The organism is Desulfurobacterium crinifex, from assembly GCF_054656775.1.
In genome coordinates this window covers 1,563,942-1,581,073 of the sequence record NZ_BAAHXO010000004.1, presented here as the reverse complement: position 1 = coordinate 1,581,073, position 17,132 = coordinate 1,563,942, and the positions used below count along the sequence as shown (strand labels likewise).

Below are 17,132 nucleotides of genomic sequence, written 5' to 3'. Positions count from 1 at the left end.
GCAAGGGAAGAATTAAAACTACATGATGGAGAGGTAAGTTGGACTGGGAATTTAAAGAGGTATGCATAGTCGGTCTCGGCCTGATTGGAGGTTCCTTTGCGCTTAACTTGAAGCTCAAGGGTTTCCCGGGAAGGATAACAGCTGTTGATATAAACCCGGAGGCAATAGAGAAAGGACTTGAACTGGGGGTTATAGACTCAGGAAGTATTAAGCACTTAGTAGCTGCGGATGCAGATCTAATTGTTCTGGCTGTTCCCGTTGGAGTTTACAGACAGGTTCTCCAGCAGCTAAAACCTTATATATCTGAAAATGCTGTTGTTACCGACCTTGGAAGCGTGAAAGGACACCTTGTTTATATGTGTGAGGAGATTTTGAAAGGTGTTGCTCCTTTTGTTGGAGGACATCCGATAGCTGGAACTGAAAAATCTGGCGTAGAGAATGCCGTTGAGAATCTCTTTAGCGGTGCAAAGTTCATTGTTACTCCAACGGAAAATACGGACAGAGAGGCGCTAAGAAAAGTTGTTTCCCTGTGGAGAAAGTTGGAATCTGAAGTGATTGAGATGGACCCCTTCTACCATGATAAAGTTTTCGCTGCCGTAAGTCATCTTCCCCACGTTGTTGCCTATTCGATAGTTGATGCGATAGATAAACTTTCTAATGATCTGGGAACTGACCTCTTCCAGCTTACAGGAGGTGGATTCAGAGACTTTACAAGAATTGCCATGAGTGATCCCATCATGTGGAGAGATATCTGTATAGAGAACAGGGAAAATCTTCTAAAAGCGTTGAAAACTTTCAAAGCTTCCATAGAGAAGGTTGAAAGATTGATTGAAAAAGCAGATAAAGAAGAGCTCAAAGATTTCTTTGAGAAGTCGAAGGAGAAGAGGAGCTCTGTCAAATAGATGGAAAATCTTTTCTCGCAGGAAATTGAAAGACTCTCGGCTGGTGAGAGAGTCTTCTTTGGTGTAAGGCAGTTTACGACCTATTTCGAGCTCCTTGTTCTTAGGAAGTTAAAAGAACCAATCTTTTCAAAATTTACCGGAACACTTCAGGAACTTGTGATTGATGCCTTCAACGAGAATTTTGAGAATAAGAGAATTCTATCCGATCAGGAGAGGCTTTTCCTTATTTCAAAAGCAATGGAAACTGCAGGAAGGGAACTTCCCTCCGACGCAGGCTATGTTGAGATTGTAGATAAAAGGTTAAGAGACATTTTCCAGCACAATCTGTCTGAAGAGGAAATAGAGGAGAAACTCCCTCTCCTTGACAGGAAAATTCAGAAAAAACTCAAAACAACTCTCGAAATTATCAAAAACTATAGAGGATTCCTTAGAGAAGTAAACGGGACAGATATCCCTAACCTCTTTCTTGAGGCATCGAAATTGGAATATAACTTCCCGTTTGTGTCTGTTGTTTTTCCAGCATTTCTTTTTCCTGCTGAAATCGAATTTCTCAAAAATGCCGGGAAGGTCAAAATTCTACGTTTCAAAGACTCTGAAGAGTTTTTTTCGGAGCTCTCTTCCTCAAACAGAGAAAGTTTTCCAGACGGCTGGGAAATAGAAGAAGTTGAACCTAACCCTCTCTCAAAAACCCTTTCCCTTTTTGGGGATATCGAAATAAAAACAGAAACTGAAGTTAACATTAGACCCTTTTCTTCAAGAAGTGAGGATGCGAAGTACATTGTTGATACTGTAATAACGCTGATTGAAGAGGGATTTCAGCCTCACGAGATAGCGATAGCAGGAAGAACTATTGATGAGATTCTTCCTTTGCTTTATCAGCTCTCTAAGGACAGAGGTATTCCTTTGAGGTTTCAGACCAGAGGAATTCCTCTAACTGCCAGTCCTTTTGTAAAAAACTCTTTGCATAAGTTGTTGGAACTTGATGATGGAGCTGGAACGCTCCTTGAGTGGACAGAGTGGATGCTTGAGAGGTATTTCACAGAGAATTTTGATGAACCAGCAGTTTTTAATCAGATTGAAAAGTTCTACAAAGAGATGCTCAGTCTAAGATTGAGAGGTCTCTTCCCTGAGAGAAAGTTGACACCAAAAAAGGCTGCTAAGGAGCTTTCGAAACTTTTCATCAAAAGGTACTATCTAATAGAGGAAAATGAACCTTTTGGAGTCCATGTGGGAACTCCAGAATCGATTGTTTCCCTCTTGCCGAAAGCTGTAATCATGGATGATGTTTCAGAAGGTGTCTATCCAAGGACATTTCCCTTTGATCCAGATTTTTCCTACGAAGAGAGGGAAAAAATCAACGAAATTCTTGGCAGAAACTCTGTTTCTCATCAGCCTTTCCCTGTAAGGGAGAGGCTTATCAGCTATGAGTTTTTGACCTTTTACAACCTCCTTTCCCTCCCTCTAAAAAGACTCTACCTGACCTACAACCGTTTCAGGGGAAGATCCCTTTTTGTTGATCAGATACAAAATAAAGTGAAAGTTTCCGATTCCTATAAGGAGATAGTCTCCCATGTTGCTTTTAACTGTTATCAGGTTTTCAAAGAAAAAAAGAAACCTCAATCCCGAGAGGAAAGAGGTATATACGTTTGGAAGAATAGGAGTTCCAGTGCTCTTTACAATTTCTACGTAAAGAAAGAAGTGGCTAAACAGATTGTTAAGAATCTGACGGTAACAGATATCGTCAATTACCTTGACTGTCCAGCCAAAGCTCTTTTTTCTCTTGTTTTTAAGGATGGAGAGGTAACCTTAGATATCCTTGAAGGGATTGTTTACCATGAATCAATTGAGAGGATGTTAAAAACGGGGTTTGATAAGAACATCTTTGATGAAATCTTTGAAGAGAAAACCTCTCGAATAGAGGATCCCGTTGTGCCTCTTTTAAAACCCTATTTCCGTGAAAACGTTAAGCGGTTTATAGACTTCTTCAGAGGACATGAGATCTACAGTAAAGAAGCCGATCAGGAAGTGGAGATTTCTATTAAAGTAAGTGATGTTGTTTTGAAAGGGAGAGTTGACTTTATCAGTCAGATAGATGGTAAAACTCATATAGTTGATTTCAAAAAGGGTAATGTTTCAGAAAGCCGAAAAAGTTTTTATGCTCCTCCGAGTCCTCATTCCCTTCAGGTTATTCTCTACGGTATGGCATTGAAAGGAGGGGATTTGATCTCAGTACTGAAAGAAGAAGAATTTGGAGATCTTGTTTTTCACTTTATTTCTGTATCAAGAGCTAAGGAGGATGTTCCTCCTGAGAAGTGGAAGATTTCTTTCACCGGTGAGGAGAGTAGAAAAAAGCTTAAAGCCGCAGGGATTCTTGCAGCTCTTTCTATCATAGCTATGAAGAACGGATATTTTATTCCTCACAGATTTAGCATTACGGACGACTGGAAAGTGGAAATCAAGGAAGATTCCTGTTATGATGATTACCAGCTCTCTTCAGAGTTACTTCTTGAGTTTAAAAACCGATTTACTGAAATACTGAGACATATTCTGAAGCAATGGAAAACCTAAACAGAACTTTTTTGCTGGCTCTTTTTATTTCTCTGCTGTTCCATATTCCGCTTCTCTTCGTCAAGTTTGATTTCCGGATTAAAAAGATTAAGACGGAAAATGTTGTAGTTTTTGACTTTTCTGAAACTGGAATTGTTGCAGAGAAGGAAGTAGCCCATAAAGGAAGTCCAGAAAAAATTCATGAGGTTAAGCGTAAAGAAGGAAAGAAAAAGGAGAAAGAGAAAGAGAGAAAAAGAGAGAAGGAGAAGAAGAATGTTAAGGTTCAGAAGACAAAAAAGTTTGAAAGAAAAGTGGTTAAAAAGAAGAAAATAGAGGAGAGAAAAAAGGAGGTTTCCAGAGTAGTTGAAAAAGAAGAAGAGAGTTTACAGAAAGTTAAACAGAATACAGAAAAGAGAGAAGATAGGATAGAGGAGAAGAGTTCGGGTATTCAATCAGCAGAGAACGTGAAAAAGGAGAAAATGAAAACGGAGCAGCAGATTTTGGAAAGAGAGAAGAGTAACGTAGAAAGTGGAAATGTGGCTGAAAAATCTGTTTCGGAAGGAGAAGCTGAAAAAGGAAAGCCAGTTGTTAGCACTAATAAGAAGGAGTTTAATAGAGAGAGTTATGTTTCTCTAATCATTCGGGAAATTGAGAGAAAAAAGTTTTATCCTCCTCTGGCAAGAAGGTTGGGTGTAGAGGGAAAAGTGGTTGTGAGAATTGTTGTTGATCGAGGAGGAAAATTAAAGGAAGTAAGTGTTGTAAAGTCCAGCGGAAATAAGATTTTGGACAGAGCGGCTTTAAAACTGATAAAGAAATGCGATTTTCCCCCTCTTCCACCTGAGTATCAGAAAGAGACTTTCGATGTGGAAATTCCAATAAGGTACGAGCTCAAATAATTGCAAGTTTTAATCTCCTATAACTCCTCCTACAAAGGAAAGAATTTTTTTCTTTTTCCATTTTTAAGGGGGGTAATGCAATGTACTATAATTCATTTTCAAAATTTTAAGAGAAGGGGTAACTGGAATGCTTGAACACCTTGGAAATTTTGAGAGAACTTCTTACTGTGGAGAGGTTTCTACTTCAGATATTGGAAAGAGAGTAAGACTCGCTGGATGGGTTGATACGACGAGAGATCATGGTGGTGTTGTCTTCACGGATTTAAGGGATAGAACTGGAAAGATTCAAATAGTTTTTGCTCCTGAGATCAGTGAAGAGTTGGTTGAGAAGGCAAAGAAACTGAAGCACGAGTATGTCATAGCTGTTGAAGGTGAAGTTAGAAGAAGACCTCCGGGAACTGAAAATCCAAAGCTGAAGACGGGAGAAGTAGAAGTTTACGCAGAGAAGCTCCAAATACTTAACAAATCCTTACCTCTTCCTTTCCCAATTGAGGATGATGTAAAGGTTGGAGAGGATATCAGGCTAAAGTATCGCTTCCTTGACCTCAGAAGAAAAAAGATGATGGATAACATCATTTTCAGACATAAGCTTTACCAGATTACAAGGAATGTCTTCAATGAAGAAGGCTTTATCGAGATAGAGACACCATACCTGACAAAGAGTACTCCAGAAGGAGCAAGGGACTTCTTAGTTCCGAGCAGGATCTATCCAGGAAAGTTCTACGCTCTTCCACAGTCTCCACAGCTCTTCAAACAGATTCTGATGGTGGCTGGATTTGATAGGTACTATCAGATTGCGAGGTGCTTCAGGGACGAGGATCTGAGAGCTGACAGGCAGCCTGAGTTTACACAGGTAGATTTTGAGATGTCCTTTGTTCGTGAAAGAGACGTCATGGATATTGCTGAAAAGGTTTTAAGGAGGCTTTACAAAGAGCTCCTCGATATTGAGATTGGTGAAATTCCAGTTATGTCTTACGATGAGGCAATGAGCCGCTTTGGAACAGATAGACCAGATACGAGGTTTGGTCTTGAGTTGAAAGAGATTACTGATATTGCTGAAAAATGTAGCTTTAAGGTTTTCAGGGCTGTTGTTGAAAATGGTGGAATTGTAAAAGCTATCAACTTCAAAGGTGGTGCAACCCTCTCAAGGAAAGAGATAGACGACCTTACAAAGTTTGTCGGAATTTACGGTGCTAAAGGTCTTGCATGGATAAAGGTTACAGATAAAGGTCTTCAGTCTCCAATTGTTAAGTTCTTCACAGAAGGAGAAATGAATGAAATCTTAAAGAAGCTTGAAGCTGAAGTTGGAGATATTCTCTTCTTCGTTGCCGATAAGCCTGACGTTGTAAATGCGGCACTTTCAAATCTCAGATTGAAACTTGGAAGAATGGCAAATCTGATTGATGATAGCAAGATAAATGTTCTGTGGGTTGTTGACTTCCCAATGTTTGAGTGGAATGAGGATGAGAATAGATGGGAAGCTCTCCACCATCCATTTACAAGTCCAAAGGAAGAAGATGTTGAAAAGCTTCTTGAAAATCCTGGTGAAGTTAGAGCAAGAGCTTACGATATGGTCCTAAACGGTGTTGAAATTGGTGGGGGAAGTATTCGTATTCATAGAGAGGATATTCAGGAAAAGGTGTTCAAGGTTATTGGTCTTTCAGATGAAGAGGCACAGGAGAGGTTTGGATTTCTCCTTGAGGCACTGAAGTATGGCGCTCCCCCACACGGTGGAATGGCTTTTGGACTTGACAGACTCTGTGCAATCATGAGGGGAGAGGAGTCAATCAGGGACGTTATAGCATTTCCAAAGACTCAGAGAGGGCAGTGTCTCCTTACTGGAGCTCCAGATACAGTTAGACCGGAACAGCTTGAGGAACTCCACATTGAAGTTGTTAAAGAAGAGGAAGAAGAGTAATCAGGCGGGGTTCTCCCGCCCTAAATTTAATTTGGTAGTTTATTACTTCATTCTTGAAAAAAGCACGAAGAATTTACTCAAGATGACTTTCAGTCTCTCAAAAATTTCAGATTGTCTAAATCTTCAAGCAGAGATTGTAGATCTTCTTCGTGTTCAACCTCATCTGTAAGAATCTGAAGAGCAATGTTGTAAGTTATAGGGTCAATATCTTTTGTGATTTTTAATATTTCATTATATGTATCAATAGCACACTGCTCTCCTTTTATGTTCTGTTCCAGAACTTTTTTTACAAATGGATCATCTGGAGCGTCATAGCCGCAGTTTGTCAGTTCAAACCACTGTTTTGGTGATAGAACGGGAGTTCCTCCGAGCTCTAAGATTCTTGCAACAAGCATGTCTGCATGTCTTAGCTCGTCGTTTGCGTGCTGGATAAGTTCAGCGATTACGGCATCTTTCATAGGTCCTTTAACGACTTTTGAGCCTACCCAGTACTGATAGTATGCAAGCCACTCATCACAGAGTGCTTTGTTGAGAAGTTCAACGATTTTATCGGCATGTTCTCCTACAAGTTCTCTTCCCTTTGTTCCCATTGGATTCTCCTTAGACCTTTTCCTTTGAACTTATAGCAGTAAAAAATAACCTGCAACTAAGTTGAGCACTTTGCGACTTTTACGAACTGGAAAACCTTTTCCTTGTCTTTCTTTCCTGGTTCTGTTTCCACACCACTGCTCACGTCAACAGCATAAGGGTTGACCTCTCTAATGGCTTTTGCAACATTTTCAGGATTCAGTCCACCTGAGAGGATTACCGGAATGTCAAATCTTTCTTTTACTGCTCTTGCAATTTCCCAGTTGAAGGTTTTTCCTGTTCCACCGAAAGAATCCTTAGAGTAAGTATCAAGGAGAATAGCCCTTATTTTTCCAATGTAAGGTTCTATCTTTTCAATCTCAGCAATTTCTTTTAGCCTGAAAACCTTTATTACTCTATTTGCTCCTATATACTCACACTCTTCTGGAGTTTCATCTCCGTGGAGCTGTGCAAAATCTAAATGGGCATAGCTGAGAATTTCCAGAACATTCCGTGGGTCTTCGTTAACAAAGACTCCAACTTTTAGAATGAACGGAGGAAGATTCAAGGTAATCTTTCTAACATCCTTGGCTTTTATAAATCTCTTGCTTTTTGAATAGAGTATGAAACCAAGTGCGTCTGCTCCTGCCTCAGTAGCGGTTAGTGCATCTTCAAGGTTTGTTATCCCGCATATTTTGACCTTTACCATTGTGAGCTCCTTAGCTATTTTTTATAAAAATATTATCACGAATTGCGCTATTAAGTTAGCTATAATTTTATTTTGAATCAAAAGTCTAAATCAGGAGTGCTACATTGGGTTTGGAGGTTGTTAACTTCCTCAGGAAAAAGAATGTCAATAGACTCTTCGCACTTGTCAACTTAGGTATTACAGTTCTTCTGGCTTTTCCAATCCTTGGAGAAGTTGTCTTCAATTACTTATCTGGGAATATAGAACTTAGCCAGGTATGGCGCATGTTACTCCTCTACTACACGATTCCTGGAATTATTCAAGTTGTTGTTTCTTTTCTTATCTACTATGAAAACTCTCCTAAATTCAGCAAACTCGTTTTCTTAGCCCCGATAGTCGCTACGGTAATTAACATTGTATTTGACACAAAGGTTGTCTTTATAACGGAAACTTACTTCATAATCCTTAACTTCTTCTATATTGTTTTCTATGGCTGGAATAACTTCCTTATTGTGGTTTATCTTGTATATTTAAGTTTGGTCATGTTTAGTTCACCAGCCAATCTAAGGGAACATGAGTCAATTTTCTTTGATGTTTCTTTAGTTTTTGCACTTCTTTTCTCAACTATGTCGGGTATATTCGTAAATACGATTTTGAAGTTTCTTGAAATTCAGGTTTTAGTAAGAGAAATCCAGAAAAATCCAAGAATGGACATTCTAAGGGAAAATCTTTTAAAACTTACGTCTTACTTAGGGATTGGTTTTCTTGAAATTAATAGTGGTGTTGATGAGCTGAAGTTAAGTATAGGAAATCCCTCAAAAGAATATCAGGAATTCAGCTTAGGAGCTCTGAGAATAAAGGTTAAAAAACCGAAGAAATTGTTGTATAGGAAAATAATTGTTCCTTCTATGGTGAGTCTCTTAATTCCTGTTCTTCTTAATATGAGACAGTTAATTCAAGAAAGAAGAAGAGCAAAGGAGTTAATAAAAATCTTTACAAGAACGATAGAATTAAGGGATCCTTATACCAGGGGACACTCTGATAATGTTGCTTACTATGCTCTTGAAATAGGAAAAGCTCTTGGGCTAAGTAAATCTGAACAGGAAAATCTTAAGATTGCTGCCCTTCTTCACGATGTTGGAAAAATTGTTATTCCTGATAAGATATTGCTTAAGCCTCTTCCTTTAACTAAGGAGGAGTTTGAAATCATCAAGCTTCATGCTACGGTTGGTTACTCTCTATTAAATAGTATAAGGGGAATGTCACGCATTGCTAAGGTGGTGAAACATCATCATGAAAAATGGGATGGTTCTGGTTATCCTGATGGATTGAGAGGAGAAGAGATACCCTACCTTTCGAGGATTTTGGCAATTGCTGATGTTTTTGATGCATTAACATCAGAGAGGCCTTATAGAGCTGCCCTTTCAAAAGAAGAAGCTTTCAAAATTATGGAGAAGAATAAGAAGGATTTTGATCCGGAAATATTTCCCATTGCGAAAGAAGTTCTTGAGAAAATTCCTCTTTCCAAAGGTTATCGAGTGAATTTTCTGGAGGCAGAAATTCTTGATAGAATGAGAAAGTTAAGTTCTGGAAGTAACATTGTATTGGGAAACTCTTTTCCAGAGAAGCCTTGTATCTTGCTGGTTAGTGCTGAAAACATTGATCCTATGAGGTTCATAAAGAACACTATTTCTCAGTTTTTGGATACTTCATGGTTCCACATGGTTGAAGTGTATGAAGGAGAGTTCTTGGTTATATCTGATTCAAAGGACATAGATTATCTTTATTCCTACTTTGATCGTCCTGGAATTTCTATTAAGCGCCTCTTATAAATGGATAAAAAAAGGAATATATTTTGTTTGATTGAAAACAGTGAAGAGAGGTAGAGTGTATGTTTGAAACAAGAGTTCCTATGAGGAAATGTTCTTTTTGCGGAAGAGATCAGTCAAATGTAGAGGCTCTTATAACAGGTCCAAACGGTGTGGCAATTTGCAACTACTGTGTTGATGAGTGTTACGAACTCATACACAGTGAGGAAAAGAAACAAGTTGGAGCTCCTGTAAGCGTTGATAGATTACCAACCCCTAAGGAAATAAAGGAGTTTCTTGATCAGTATGTTATAGGTCAGGAAGAAGCGAAAAAGGTTTTATCAGTTGCTGTCTATAACCACTATAAGAGAATTATGTCAAACGAGGATACTTCTGACGTTGAAATTGAGAAAAGCAACATTCTTCTGATTGGTCCAACAGGTTCAGGAAAAACCCTCCTTGCAAGGTCTCTTGCAAAACTTCTTGATGTTCCATTTGCCATAGCTGATGCCACAACTCTGACAGAGGCTGGATACGTTGGAGAAGACGTTGAGAACATTCTCCTCAGACTCATTCAGGCTGCTGACTTCGACATAGAGAAGGCTGAAAGGGGAATCATCTACATAGATGAAATCGACAAGATAACCAGGAAGAGTGAAAATCCATCCATAACGAGAGATGTTTCTGGAGAAGGTGTTCAGCAGGCACTCCTTAAGATTCTTGAGGGAACAATTGCAAACGTTCCTCCACAGGGTGGAAGGAAACATCCACACCAACAATATATTCAGATAGATACCTCAAACATTCTCTTCATCTGCGGTGGAGCGTTTGTTGGACTTGAGGACATAATTGCAAAGAGGATTGGTAAAGGTGGAATGGGCTTCACTGCTGACGTTAAGAGAAACAAGTTAGAAAGGAGTGAGCTCCTTAAACACGTTGAACCAGAGGATCTTGTTAAGTTTGGCTTAATCCCAGAGCTCATTGGAAGGCTTCCAGTTATTGCAACTCTCAATGAGTTGACAGAGGAGGATCTGGTCAGGATCCTTGAAGAGCCGAAGAACGCCCTTGTTAAACAGTACAAGAAACTCCTTGAGCTTGAAGGAGTTGGATTGGAGTTTACAGAAGAAGCTTTGAAAGAGATTGCAAAAGAGGCTATAAGGCGTAAGACAGGCGCAAGAGGACTCAGGGCAATAATGGAGAAAATAATGACAGACGTTATGTTTGAGGTTCCTCACAGAAAAGATATAAAGAAGGTTATAATTGACGCTGATGCTGTAAAAACTGGCAAGCCAAAGTATGAGCTTACAAAGGCTTCGTAACGGGGGAAGTTGTGAGAAGGCTTTTAATTGCTGGGAACTGGAAGATGCACAAGACTATTCCGGAAGCTCTCGACCTTGTCAGGGAGTTAAAAGAACTTGTAAAGGATGTCAACGATAGGGACATCTTAGTATGTCCACCATTTACAGCTCTCTATCCGGTTTCGAAAGAGCTAGAGGGTTCAAACATTGTTCTTGGTGGACAGAACATGTATTTTGAGGAGCAGGGAGCTTTTACAGGGGAAATTTCACCTTTGATGCTCAAAAATGCTGGCTGTTCTTACGTTATACTCGGGCACTCTGAGAGGAGGCACATTTTCGGAGAGACCGATGAGCTTATAAATAAGAAGATTCTCTCTGCCGTTAACCATGGGCTTATTCCAATTCTCTGTGTTGGAGAGCTTTTAGAGGAGAGGGAAAACGGAAAAACGCAGGAAGTTGTTGAGAAGCAGGTTAGAGAGGGATTGAAAGGCATTGATGGAGATGCTGAGTTCGTTATAGCCTATGAGCCTGTCTGGGCGATAGGAACTGGTAAAACGGCAACACCTGAGCTTGCTGAAGAGGTTCATTTCTTTATACGTCAGGTACTTTCGGATATGTTCGGAAATGAAAAAGCGAACTCTGTAAGGATTCTCTACGGCGGAAGTGTGAAGCCTGAGAATGCTGCGGGATTGTTAAATATGGAGAACATCGATGGAGCTCTTGTTGGTGGAGCAAGTCTTAAGGCTGAAAGCTTTGCGAAAATAGTTAAGTTTGATATGGAGGCATGATGTTTACCGCTTTGCTTATCTTTCATGCAATTATTGCTCTTCTTCTGATAATAGTTGTTCTTATCCAGCCCGGAAAGGGAGATACCAGTTCACTCCTTGGTGGAGGAAGCGCATCATCTGCCTTTGGCGCAGACACAGGGGCAGTTCTTACAAAGACTACTGCTATACTGGGAGCTCTCTTTATGCTTAACTCTTTGATCCTTTCGGTTGTTGGTTCAAAGCTTGCCCAGGAGAGCTCTGTTGTTGAAAAGGTAAAGGTAGAGAAGGCGAAGTAACTTCAATAAAGATTTAGAGGTGATAAAAACCGGGAGGGTGAAGTTTGAAGGGTGGATTTAAGAAACTCTATTCCTATGCTGTTTTTTTAGCTTTTATTCTATTTTCATCCTGTCAGCAATCCCAAGTAGAGAGTACTTCTCCCTCTGAAGTATCTATCTCTCCTTATTTCTCTCCACGTGGTGGCTGTACCTCTACAGTTATTTCCGAAATTAACCGTGCTAAGAACCATATAGATGTGGCGGTTTTCAGTTTTACAAGTAAATCAATAGCGAGAGCTCTGATAAAAGCCCATAATAGAGGTGTAAGAGTAAGAGTTATCATTGATCAGGGAACAGCGAGATCAAAGAACTGTGTTGGTCCTGTTTTGGAAGCGGCAGGTATTCCTGTTAGATACAAAAAGGGAAACGGTGGTGGCTTGATGCACCACAAGTACGCTGTGATTGATGGAAAGATCCTCATAACCGGTAGTTTCAACTGGACAGTAAGTGCTGAGAAGAGGAACGATGAAAATCTGGTTGTAATAAAGGGTGCCAGTGAAGTTATAGATGCTTACGAAAGGAACTTTAAAAAACTCTGGGAGATGGCAGGTCTTACAAATTGACGATAGAGACTCTGAAGGAGAAGTTTTTCTCTGAAAGGGAGCGGATAAAAAAGCTCCACCTCCAGAAAGAGACTGGGTTTACTGTTGCTGATGAACTGAGAAAAGCTCTTGATTCCCTACTAAAGCCAGCCTTTAATCACTTTTTCGGTAGGTGGGATGTACCGATAGCTTTTTATGCTCTTGGTGGATATGGTAGGGGGGAGCTAAACTTCCATTCAGACATAGATGTGAATTTGATTTATTCTAGGAAACTTTCTGAAAGTCATCTTGAGGATATTGAGGCTTTTTACTATTTCCTCCTTTCCCTGAAACTTGATCTCGGGTTTGCTCCAAGAAGCATTACTGAAGCTCTGGAGCTTGCAGAGTCCGATCTCTCAGTTTTTACGAATCTTCTCCAGAGGAGATTCCTTGCTGGTGATAGAAGTATAGATGAAAGGTTTACGGATGAATTTGGCACCCTCATAGAGGAAAACAAAAAGTCCTTGGTTGAGGAGATAATTATACGTAGGAACGATAGATATAAGCGGTTTTACGGAACTGTTTACTATCAGGAGCCAAACGTAAAAGAGAGCAAAGGGGGATTGAGGGATCTCCACGAGGCTTTCTGGGTGTCAAAGATTGTCTATTCGATAGATAACTACTCCGGTTTTTTGGATAAAAAGATTCTTGATTGGAAAAGTTTCAGGGATGTTATCTCGGCTTACGACTTCCTTCTGAGGGTGAGAAATCACCTTCATATCTCTTCAGGAAGGAAAAGTGATATTCTCTCGTTTGAAATGCAAAAAAGTGTGGCAGATTTCTTTGGCTTCTCTCGGGATAGAAAAGGAATAGAGCAGTTTATGAAAAGCTACTTTAATGCTGCAATAGATCTATCGGTTATAACGAAGGAAGTGATAAAAGGAGCACTTGAAGAATTAGAGAAAAAGGAAAAGCAGTTTTCTTTCCATTCTATCTTTCAGTCAAAGGAGTTGATAGAAGATACGTTTTACGTAGTGGAAAACGTTCTTTATGTTGAAGAGGATAAAGAAAGTGAGCTGGTAAGAGATCCTCTTCTCGTTTTAAAGGGATTTAGGTTGGTTCAAGAGAGAGGACTGGAACTTTCCGCAAATGCTTTTTCACTCTTCAAGCTCTCAGCAGAGACGAACAAAGGAAAGTTCAGGAAAAGGGAAGTTCTTAATGAGTTTAAAGAGATTCTTCTAAACTTAAAAAGGCTTTCTTATACTCTTGAGCTCATGCACAACTGTAAGGTTCTTGATGCTCTCATTCCGGACTTTGAAAGACTCAGGGGGCACTTTCAATTTGATACTTACCACAAGTTTACAACAGACATTCACTCAATTTTCACGGTAAGGGAGCTCGAAAAGATAGAGGAGAAGGGAACAAATGTAACCTCTGTTAGAGAAAAGCAAGATTTCTTCCAGATACTTCAGGATCTTGAAAACCCTCACGTCTTATACATAGCTGCGCTTTTCCACGACATTGGCAAGGGTAAACCTGGAAAACATGAGATAGTTGGAGCTGGCTTAACAAGAAAGTACCTTTCTGAAATGGGCTTTTCTCCTGAGGAGATAGAAGAGGCTGCATGGCTTGTTAAAAACCACCTTCTGATGTCCCACCTTGCCTTCAGAAGGGACATTTCCGATCCAGAGCTGATAGAACAGTTTAAAAATGAATGTAAAACAGAAGATAGGCTAAAAAAGCTCTTTCTTTTGACCTATGCAGACATTAAAGCTGTAGGTCCTGGAGCATGGGACAACTGGAAAAGCTCTCTCCTCTGGAAACTTTATAATGTTACTCTTTCTCTTTTTGTTGAAGGGAAGAGAGTCGAAGAGCTTATATCTGAAAAGCTTCAAAGAAGAAAGGAGAAGGTCAAGAAACTTCTTCAAGGAAGAATTCGTCTGGAGTCTGTGGAGAGATTCTTCGAAAATGCTGATAGAGATTATCTGATTACCTATCCATCGGACGAAATTGCCAGACATCTCATTCTGATGAGAGAGATAAGAAAAAAAGGGAAGGAGTATGCAGTTTACCACGAGAGTTATCCAGACATAGGTTTTACAAAGCTAACTATAGTTACAAAATACAGGAGAGGACTTTTTAATAAGATTGCGGGGATTCTCTCTTACCTTGGAATAAACATAAAGGGAGCCAACATAAGCAGAGCTATAGAAGATGACTGTGACTGTATGGTTTACACGATCCATGTTTCGACAGTAGCAGGAGAGGTACTTCCCTGTGATAGAGTGAAAAAATTTGAGGAGATTCTTGAAAAGCTTTATCTTGGCGAATTCGATCCTGAAGACCTACCGCAGGATCTGATGAAGCCGAAGAGTTTTAGAAGAAGTGTTCCTCTTCCTGCAAATAAGGTGAAAATCGATAACAAGACTTCTGATAAGTACACTATCGTTGAAGTTTCAACTTACGATAGGTTAGGTGTTCTTTACACAATAACAAAGGTTCTCCTTGATATGGAAACCCGTTTGAGAAGGGCAATCATTGCCACAGAAGGTAATAGAGTAATAGACAGCTTTTACATAACGGATATGGAGTATAAAAAGATAACCGATGAGGAATTTCTTAAAGAACTGGAGGAGAGAATCCTCCAAGTTATTAAGTAACCTTCAGGAAGAACTCTCCTCTTCTTGGATTTTCAACACATTCAAAAATTCCTGTTACAGTCTGAACGCTTCCAAAAAGAGATTTTTATCGGCAAATTTCACCAGTTTGTAATGTCTTTCAGTTTCGTTTAGTGCCTCTTTTGGATAACACGGCTCAACGAAAATTGTAATCCGGTTTGAAAATCAGGAAATTCTTCAAAACTTTCTGGAACTCTTCTAAAAGTTTCAAATACTTTCTATTAGAGGTTTTAACTCTTTAAACCACATCTATTCTCCAGTTGGGTTCAAATTTTAAAAATATCATCCAGAATATCCCCTTCTATCTTATAAGGCATTCTGTTGGATATTATTGAAGAGATAAAAGAGGTTGTAATTATTACCAGAAGAAGTGCCACATACGTTTCTTCATCAATTATCCCTGCTTTTAATCCAAAGAGTGAGGCAACGATTCCAAAGGTCAATCTCATGTTGAAAAAGAGACCGGCAAGCTTATATACGGTTCCTCTGAAGAGATTTATTGTTGCGTAAACTGTACCAATATATTTGGTTGAAAATGCAATTATTCCGAGAAGAAGTGATAAGAAAACGACTTTCAAAGAGATTACGGAGAGTTTCACAGTATATCCTGCCTTGAAGAAGAAAAACGGAGCAAGAAAACCGAAAATAATAGCTCTTATCTTTTTCTCAGTCAGATGGTCTTTCCTGAAAAACTCAGCGAAGAAAATCCCTGTCGTAAATGCAAGGACAGCTTCATTTATGTGGACGGTTTCAGATAGAAATCCCAGACCTATCAGAATTACGATGATAAACCTTGTTCTGAACTCTATCTGGTTGCCAGCATACCTTTCAAAGAGCATCTCTCCCCACTTTGGAAGTCTGAAAAGGAGAAGTAACAGTGCAAGTGAGAATATCAGGTTATAGATGTTTATGCCTTCAAAGAGGAAGCTCATTGTTAGCATGCTTGAAATATCGACAACCATTGCTCCAGCAAGGAGAATCTGTCCTGCTGGAAGTTTTAACAGGTTTTTTTCTTTCAAGAGCGGATAGACAAGTGCCAGAGAGGTTGTGGAAAGGGCAATTCCTATGAGAATTGAGGCTTCAAAGGAGTATTTCAGAATGTAGTGGGTAACGTAGAAAATACTTACGAGAGGAAAAAAGTAGGAGCAGAAGCCGATAAACAGGCTTTTCAGGAAGTTTTTCCTCATAAGTTCTGGATCTGTTTCGAGCCCTGCAAAGAACATTAAACCCAAGAGGCCAAGATTGGAGAGGAAGTCTATCCAGTTGAGGTCTCCAAGTTTTAGAAAGTTTGAAGCAAAGACTCCAGTCAAAATTTCAAGTATAGATGAAGAAAACCCAATCTCTAAAGCGGCTATCCCTGCTAAAATTATGAGGATGCTTACGATAAGGCTTTCTGTCTGTAGTTTCACATAACCTCCGGAATAGAAATTTTAACAGACGAGGTAGATCTTGAGAAACATAAAGCTTACGATTGAATACCTTGGTACTAATTACTACGGCTGGCAGAAGTTGCCAGGAAAGTCAACTGTTCAGGGAAAGATCACAGAAATTCTTGAGAAAATTCTCCAGCATCCTGTAAAGCTTACTGGCGCAAGTAGAACTGATGCAGGAGTTCATGCACTCGGTCAGGTAGCAAATTTCAGAACAGAGAAAGAGATTCCTCTCTACAAATTACAATCCGCATTAAATGGCCTTCTTCCTCCAGATATAAAGGTTGTTTCTGTTGAAGAGGTTCCTTTTGACTTTGACTCTCGAAGATGGGCTAAGGGAAAACGCTACAAATACAGAGTTTTTAACAGGGAGATTCCAAGTCCTTTTGAGTACAGACGTTCCTGGTTTGTTCCGTATAGACTTGACATTTCAGCGATGGAAAAGGCAAAAAGATTTCTCATCGGCACTTTTGACTTTACTTCTTTCTCAAAATCGGACAGGAAAACAGAGGTAAATCCTATTAGAACAGTTGATTCCATAGAGATTAAAAAAGAGAACCACCTGATTGAGTTTGTTTTTTTTGGCAGGTCTTTCTTAAGGCATATGGTGAGGATAATGGTTGCAACTCTTATTGAAGTTGGGAGGGAAAAACTTTTTCCTGAAGATGTGGAAGTGATCAGAGATAAGAAAGACAGGAAATTTGCTCCTTTTTTAGCTCCACCAGATGGTCTTTACCTTGAAAAAGTATATTACGATGACTATCCTTATTGAGAACA

The 17,132-nt window shown here is 39.5% G+C and carries 14 protein-coding genes; 11 read left to right on the top strand and 3 right to left on the bottom strand.

The features are described 5' to 3' along the window. The first annotated feature begins 38 nt into the window (after positions 1–38). The 4 genes from ACYQ3A_RS10185 (at position 39) to aspS (ending at position 6,263) form a co-directional block, all read left to right on the top strand. Positions 39–902, top strand: coding sequence for a prephenate dehydrogenase (locus tag ACYQ3A_RS10185; protein WP_459897199.1), 864 nt, complete (start codon positions 39–41; stop codon positions 900–902). Beyond that, complete coding sequence (locus tag ACYQ3A_RS10180) at positions 903–3,470, top strand: PD-(D/E)XK nuclease family protein (RefSeq protein WP_459897198.1); 2,568 nt, start codon at positions 903–905, stop codon at positions 3,468–3,470. Beyond that, positions 3,458–4,345: a TonB family protein gene (locus ACYQ3A_RS10175; protein ID WP_459897197.1), complete on the top strand. Its 888-nt coding sequence runs from the start codon at positions 3,458–3,460 to the stop codon at positions 4,343–4,345. Before ACYQ3A_RS10180 ends, ACYQ3A_RS10175 begins: the two co-directional genes overlap by 13 nt. Positions 4,346–4,472: 127 nt before the next feature. Beyond that, the gene (gene aspS / locus ACYQ3A_RS10170) at positions 4,473–6,263 is read left to right on the top strand and encodes an aspartate--tRNA ligase (RefSeq protein ID WP_459897196.1); all 1,791 of its coding nucleotides are present in this window, start codon (positions 4,473–4,475) and stop codon (positions 6,261–6,263) included. 89 nt (positions 6,264–6,352) lie between these two features. On the opposite strand, the gene ACYQ3A_RS10165 is transcribed toward aspS, so the two are convergent. Beyond that, complete coding sequence (locus ACYQ3A_RS10165; protein WP_459897195.1) at positions 6,353–6,853, bottom strand: ferritin-like domain-containing protein; 501 nt, start codon at positions 6,851–6,853, stop codon at positions 6,353–6,355. Positions 6,854–6,909: 56 nt separating this feature from the next. Further along, complete coding sequence (locus ACYQ3A_RS10160; protein ID WP_459897193.1) at positions 6,910–7,539, bottom strand: phosphoribosylanthranilate isomerase; 630 nt, start codon at positions 7,537–7,539, stop codon at positions 6,910–6,912. Positions 7,540–7,643: 104 nt separating this feature from the next. Between ACYQ3A_RS10160 and ACYQ3A_RS10155 the strand changes: the two genes are divergently transcribed. The 6 genes from ACYQ3A_RS10155 to glnD are packed head-to-tail and all read left to right on the top strand — an operon-like array spanning position 7,644 to position 14,907. Continuing rightward, entirely contained in the window at positions 7,644–9,350 is a 1,707-nt protein-coding gene (locus tag ACYQ3A_RS10155) for an HD-GYP domain-containing protein (protein WP_459897192.1), read from the top strand. Positions 9,351–9,409: 59 nt separating this feature from the next. Next, complete coding sequence (gene clpX / locus ACYQ3A_RS10150) at positions 9,410–10,645, top strand: ATP-dependent Clp protease ATP-binding subunit ClpX (RefSeq protein ID WP_459897191.1); 1,236 nt, start codon at positions 9,410–9,412, stop codon at positions 10,643–10,645. An 11-nt stretch (positions 10,646–10,656) separates the two neighbouring features. Then, positions 10,657–11,412, top strand: coding sequence for a triose-phosphate isomerase (tpiA, locus tag ACYQ3A_RS10145; RefSeq protein ID WP_459897190.1), 756 nt, complete (start codon positions 10,657–10,659; stop codon positions 11,410–11,412). Further along, positions 11,409–11,687: a preprotein translocase subunit SecG gene (gene secG, locus ACYQ3A_RS10140; protein WP_459897189.1), complete on the top strand. Its 279-nt coding sequence runs from the start codon at positions 11,409–11,411 to the stop codon at positions 11,685–11,687. Before tpiA ends, secG begins: the two co-directional genes overlap by 4 nt. Before the next feature lie 44 nt (positions 11,688–11,731). Further along, positions 11,732–12,289 (top strand): phospholipase D family nuclease, encoded by a 558-nt coding sequence (locus ACYQ3A_RS10135; RefSeq protein ID WP_459897188.1) that lies wholly within the window; start codon positions 11,732–11,734, stop codon positions 12,287–12,289. Continuing rightward, positions 12,286–14,907, top strand: coding sequence for a [protein-PII] uridylyltransferase (gene glnD / locus ACYQ3A_RS10130; protein WP_459897187.1), 2,622 nt, complete (start codon positions 12,286–12,288; stop codon positions 14,905–14,907). Before ACYQ3A_RS10135 ends, glnD begins: the two co-directional genes overlap by 4 nt. Before the next feature lie 284 nt (positions 14,908–15,191). Here the strand turns inward: glnD and ACYQ3A_RS10125 are convergent, their stop codons facing one another. Then, on the bottom strand, positions 15,192–16,334 hold the full coding sequence (locus ACYQ3A_RS10125; protein ID WP_459897185.1) for a cation:proton antiporter: 1,143 nt from the start codon (positions 16,332–16,334) through the stop codon (positions 15,192–15,194). Between the two features lie 40 nt (positions 16,335–16,374). On the opposite strand from ACYQ3A_RS10125, the gene truA reads away from it, so the two are divergent. Then, complete coding sequence (truA, locus tag ACYQ3A_RS10120) at positions 16,375–17,127, top strand: tRNA pseudouridine(38-40) synthase TruA (protein WP_459897184.1); 753 nt, start codon at positions 16,375–16,377, stop codon at positions 17,125–17,127. The last annotated feature ends 5 nt before the right edge of the window (positions 17,128–17,132 follow it).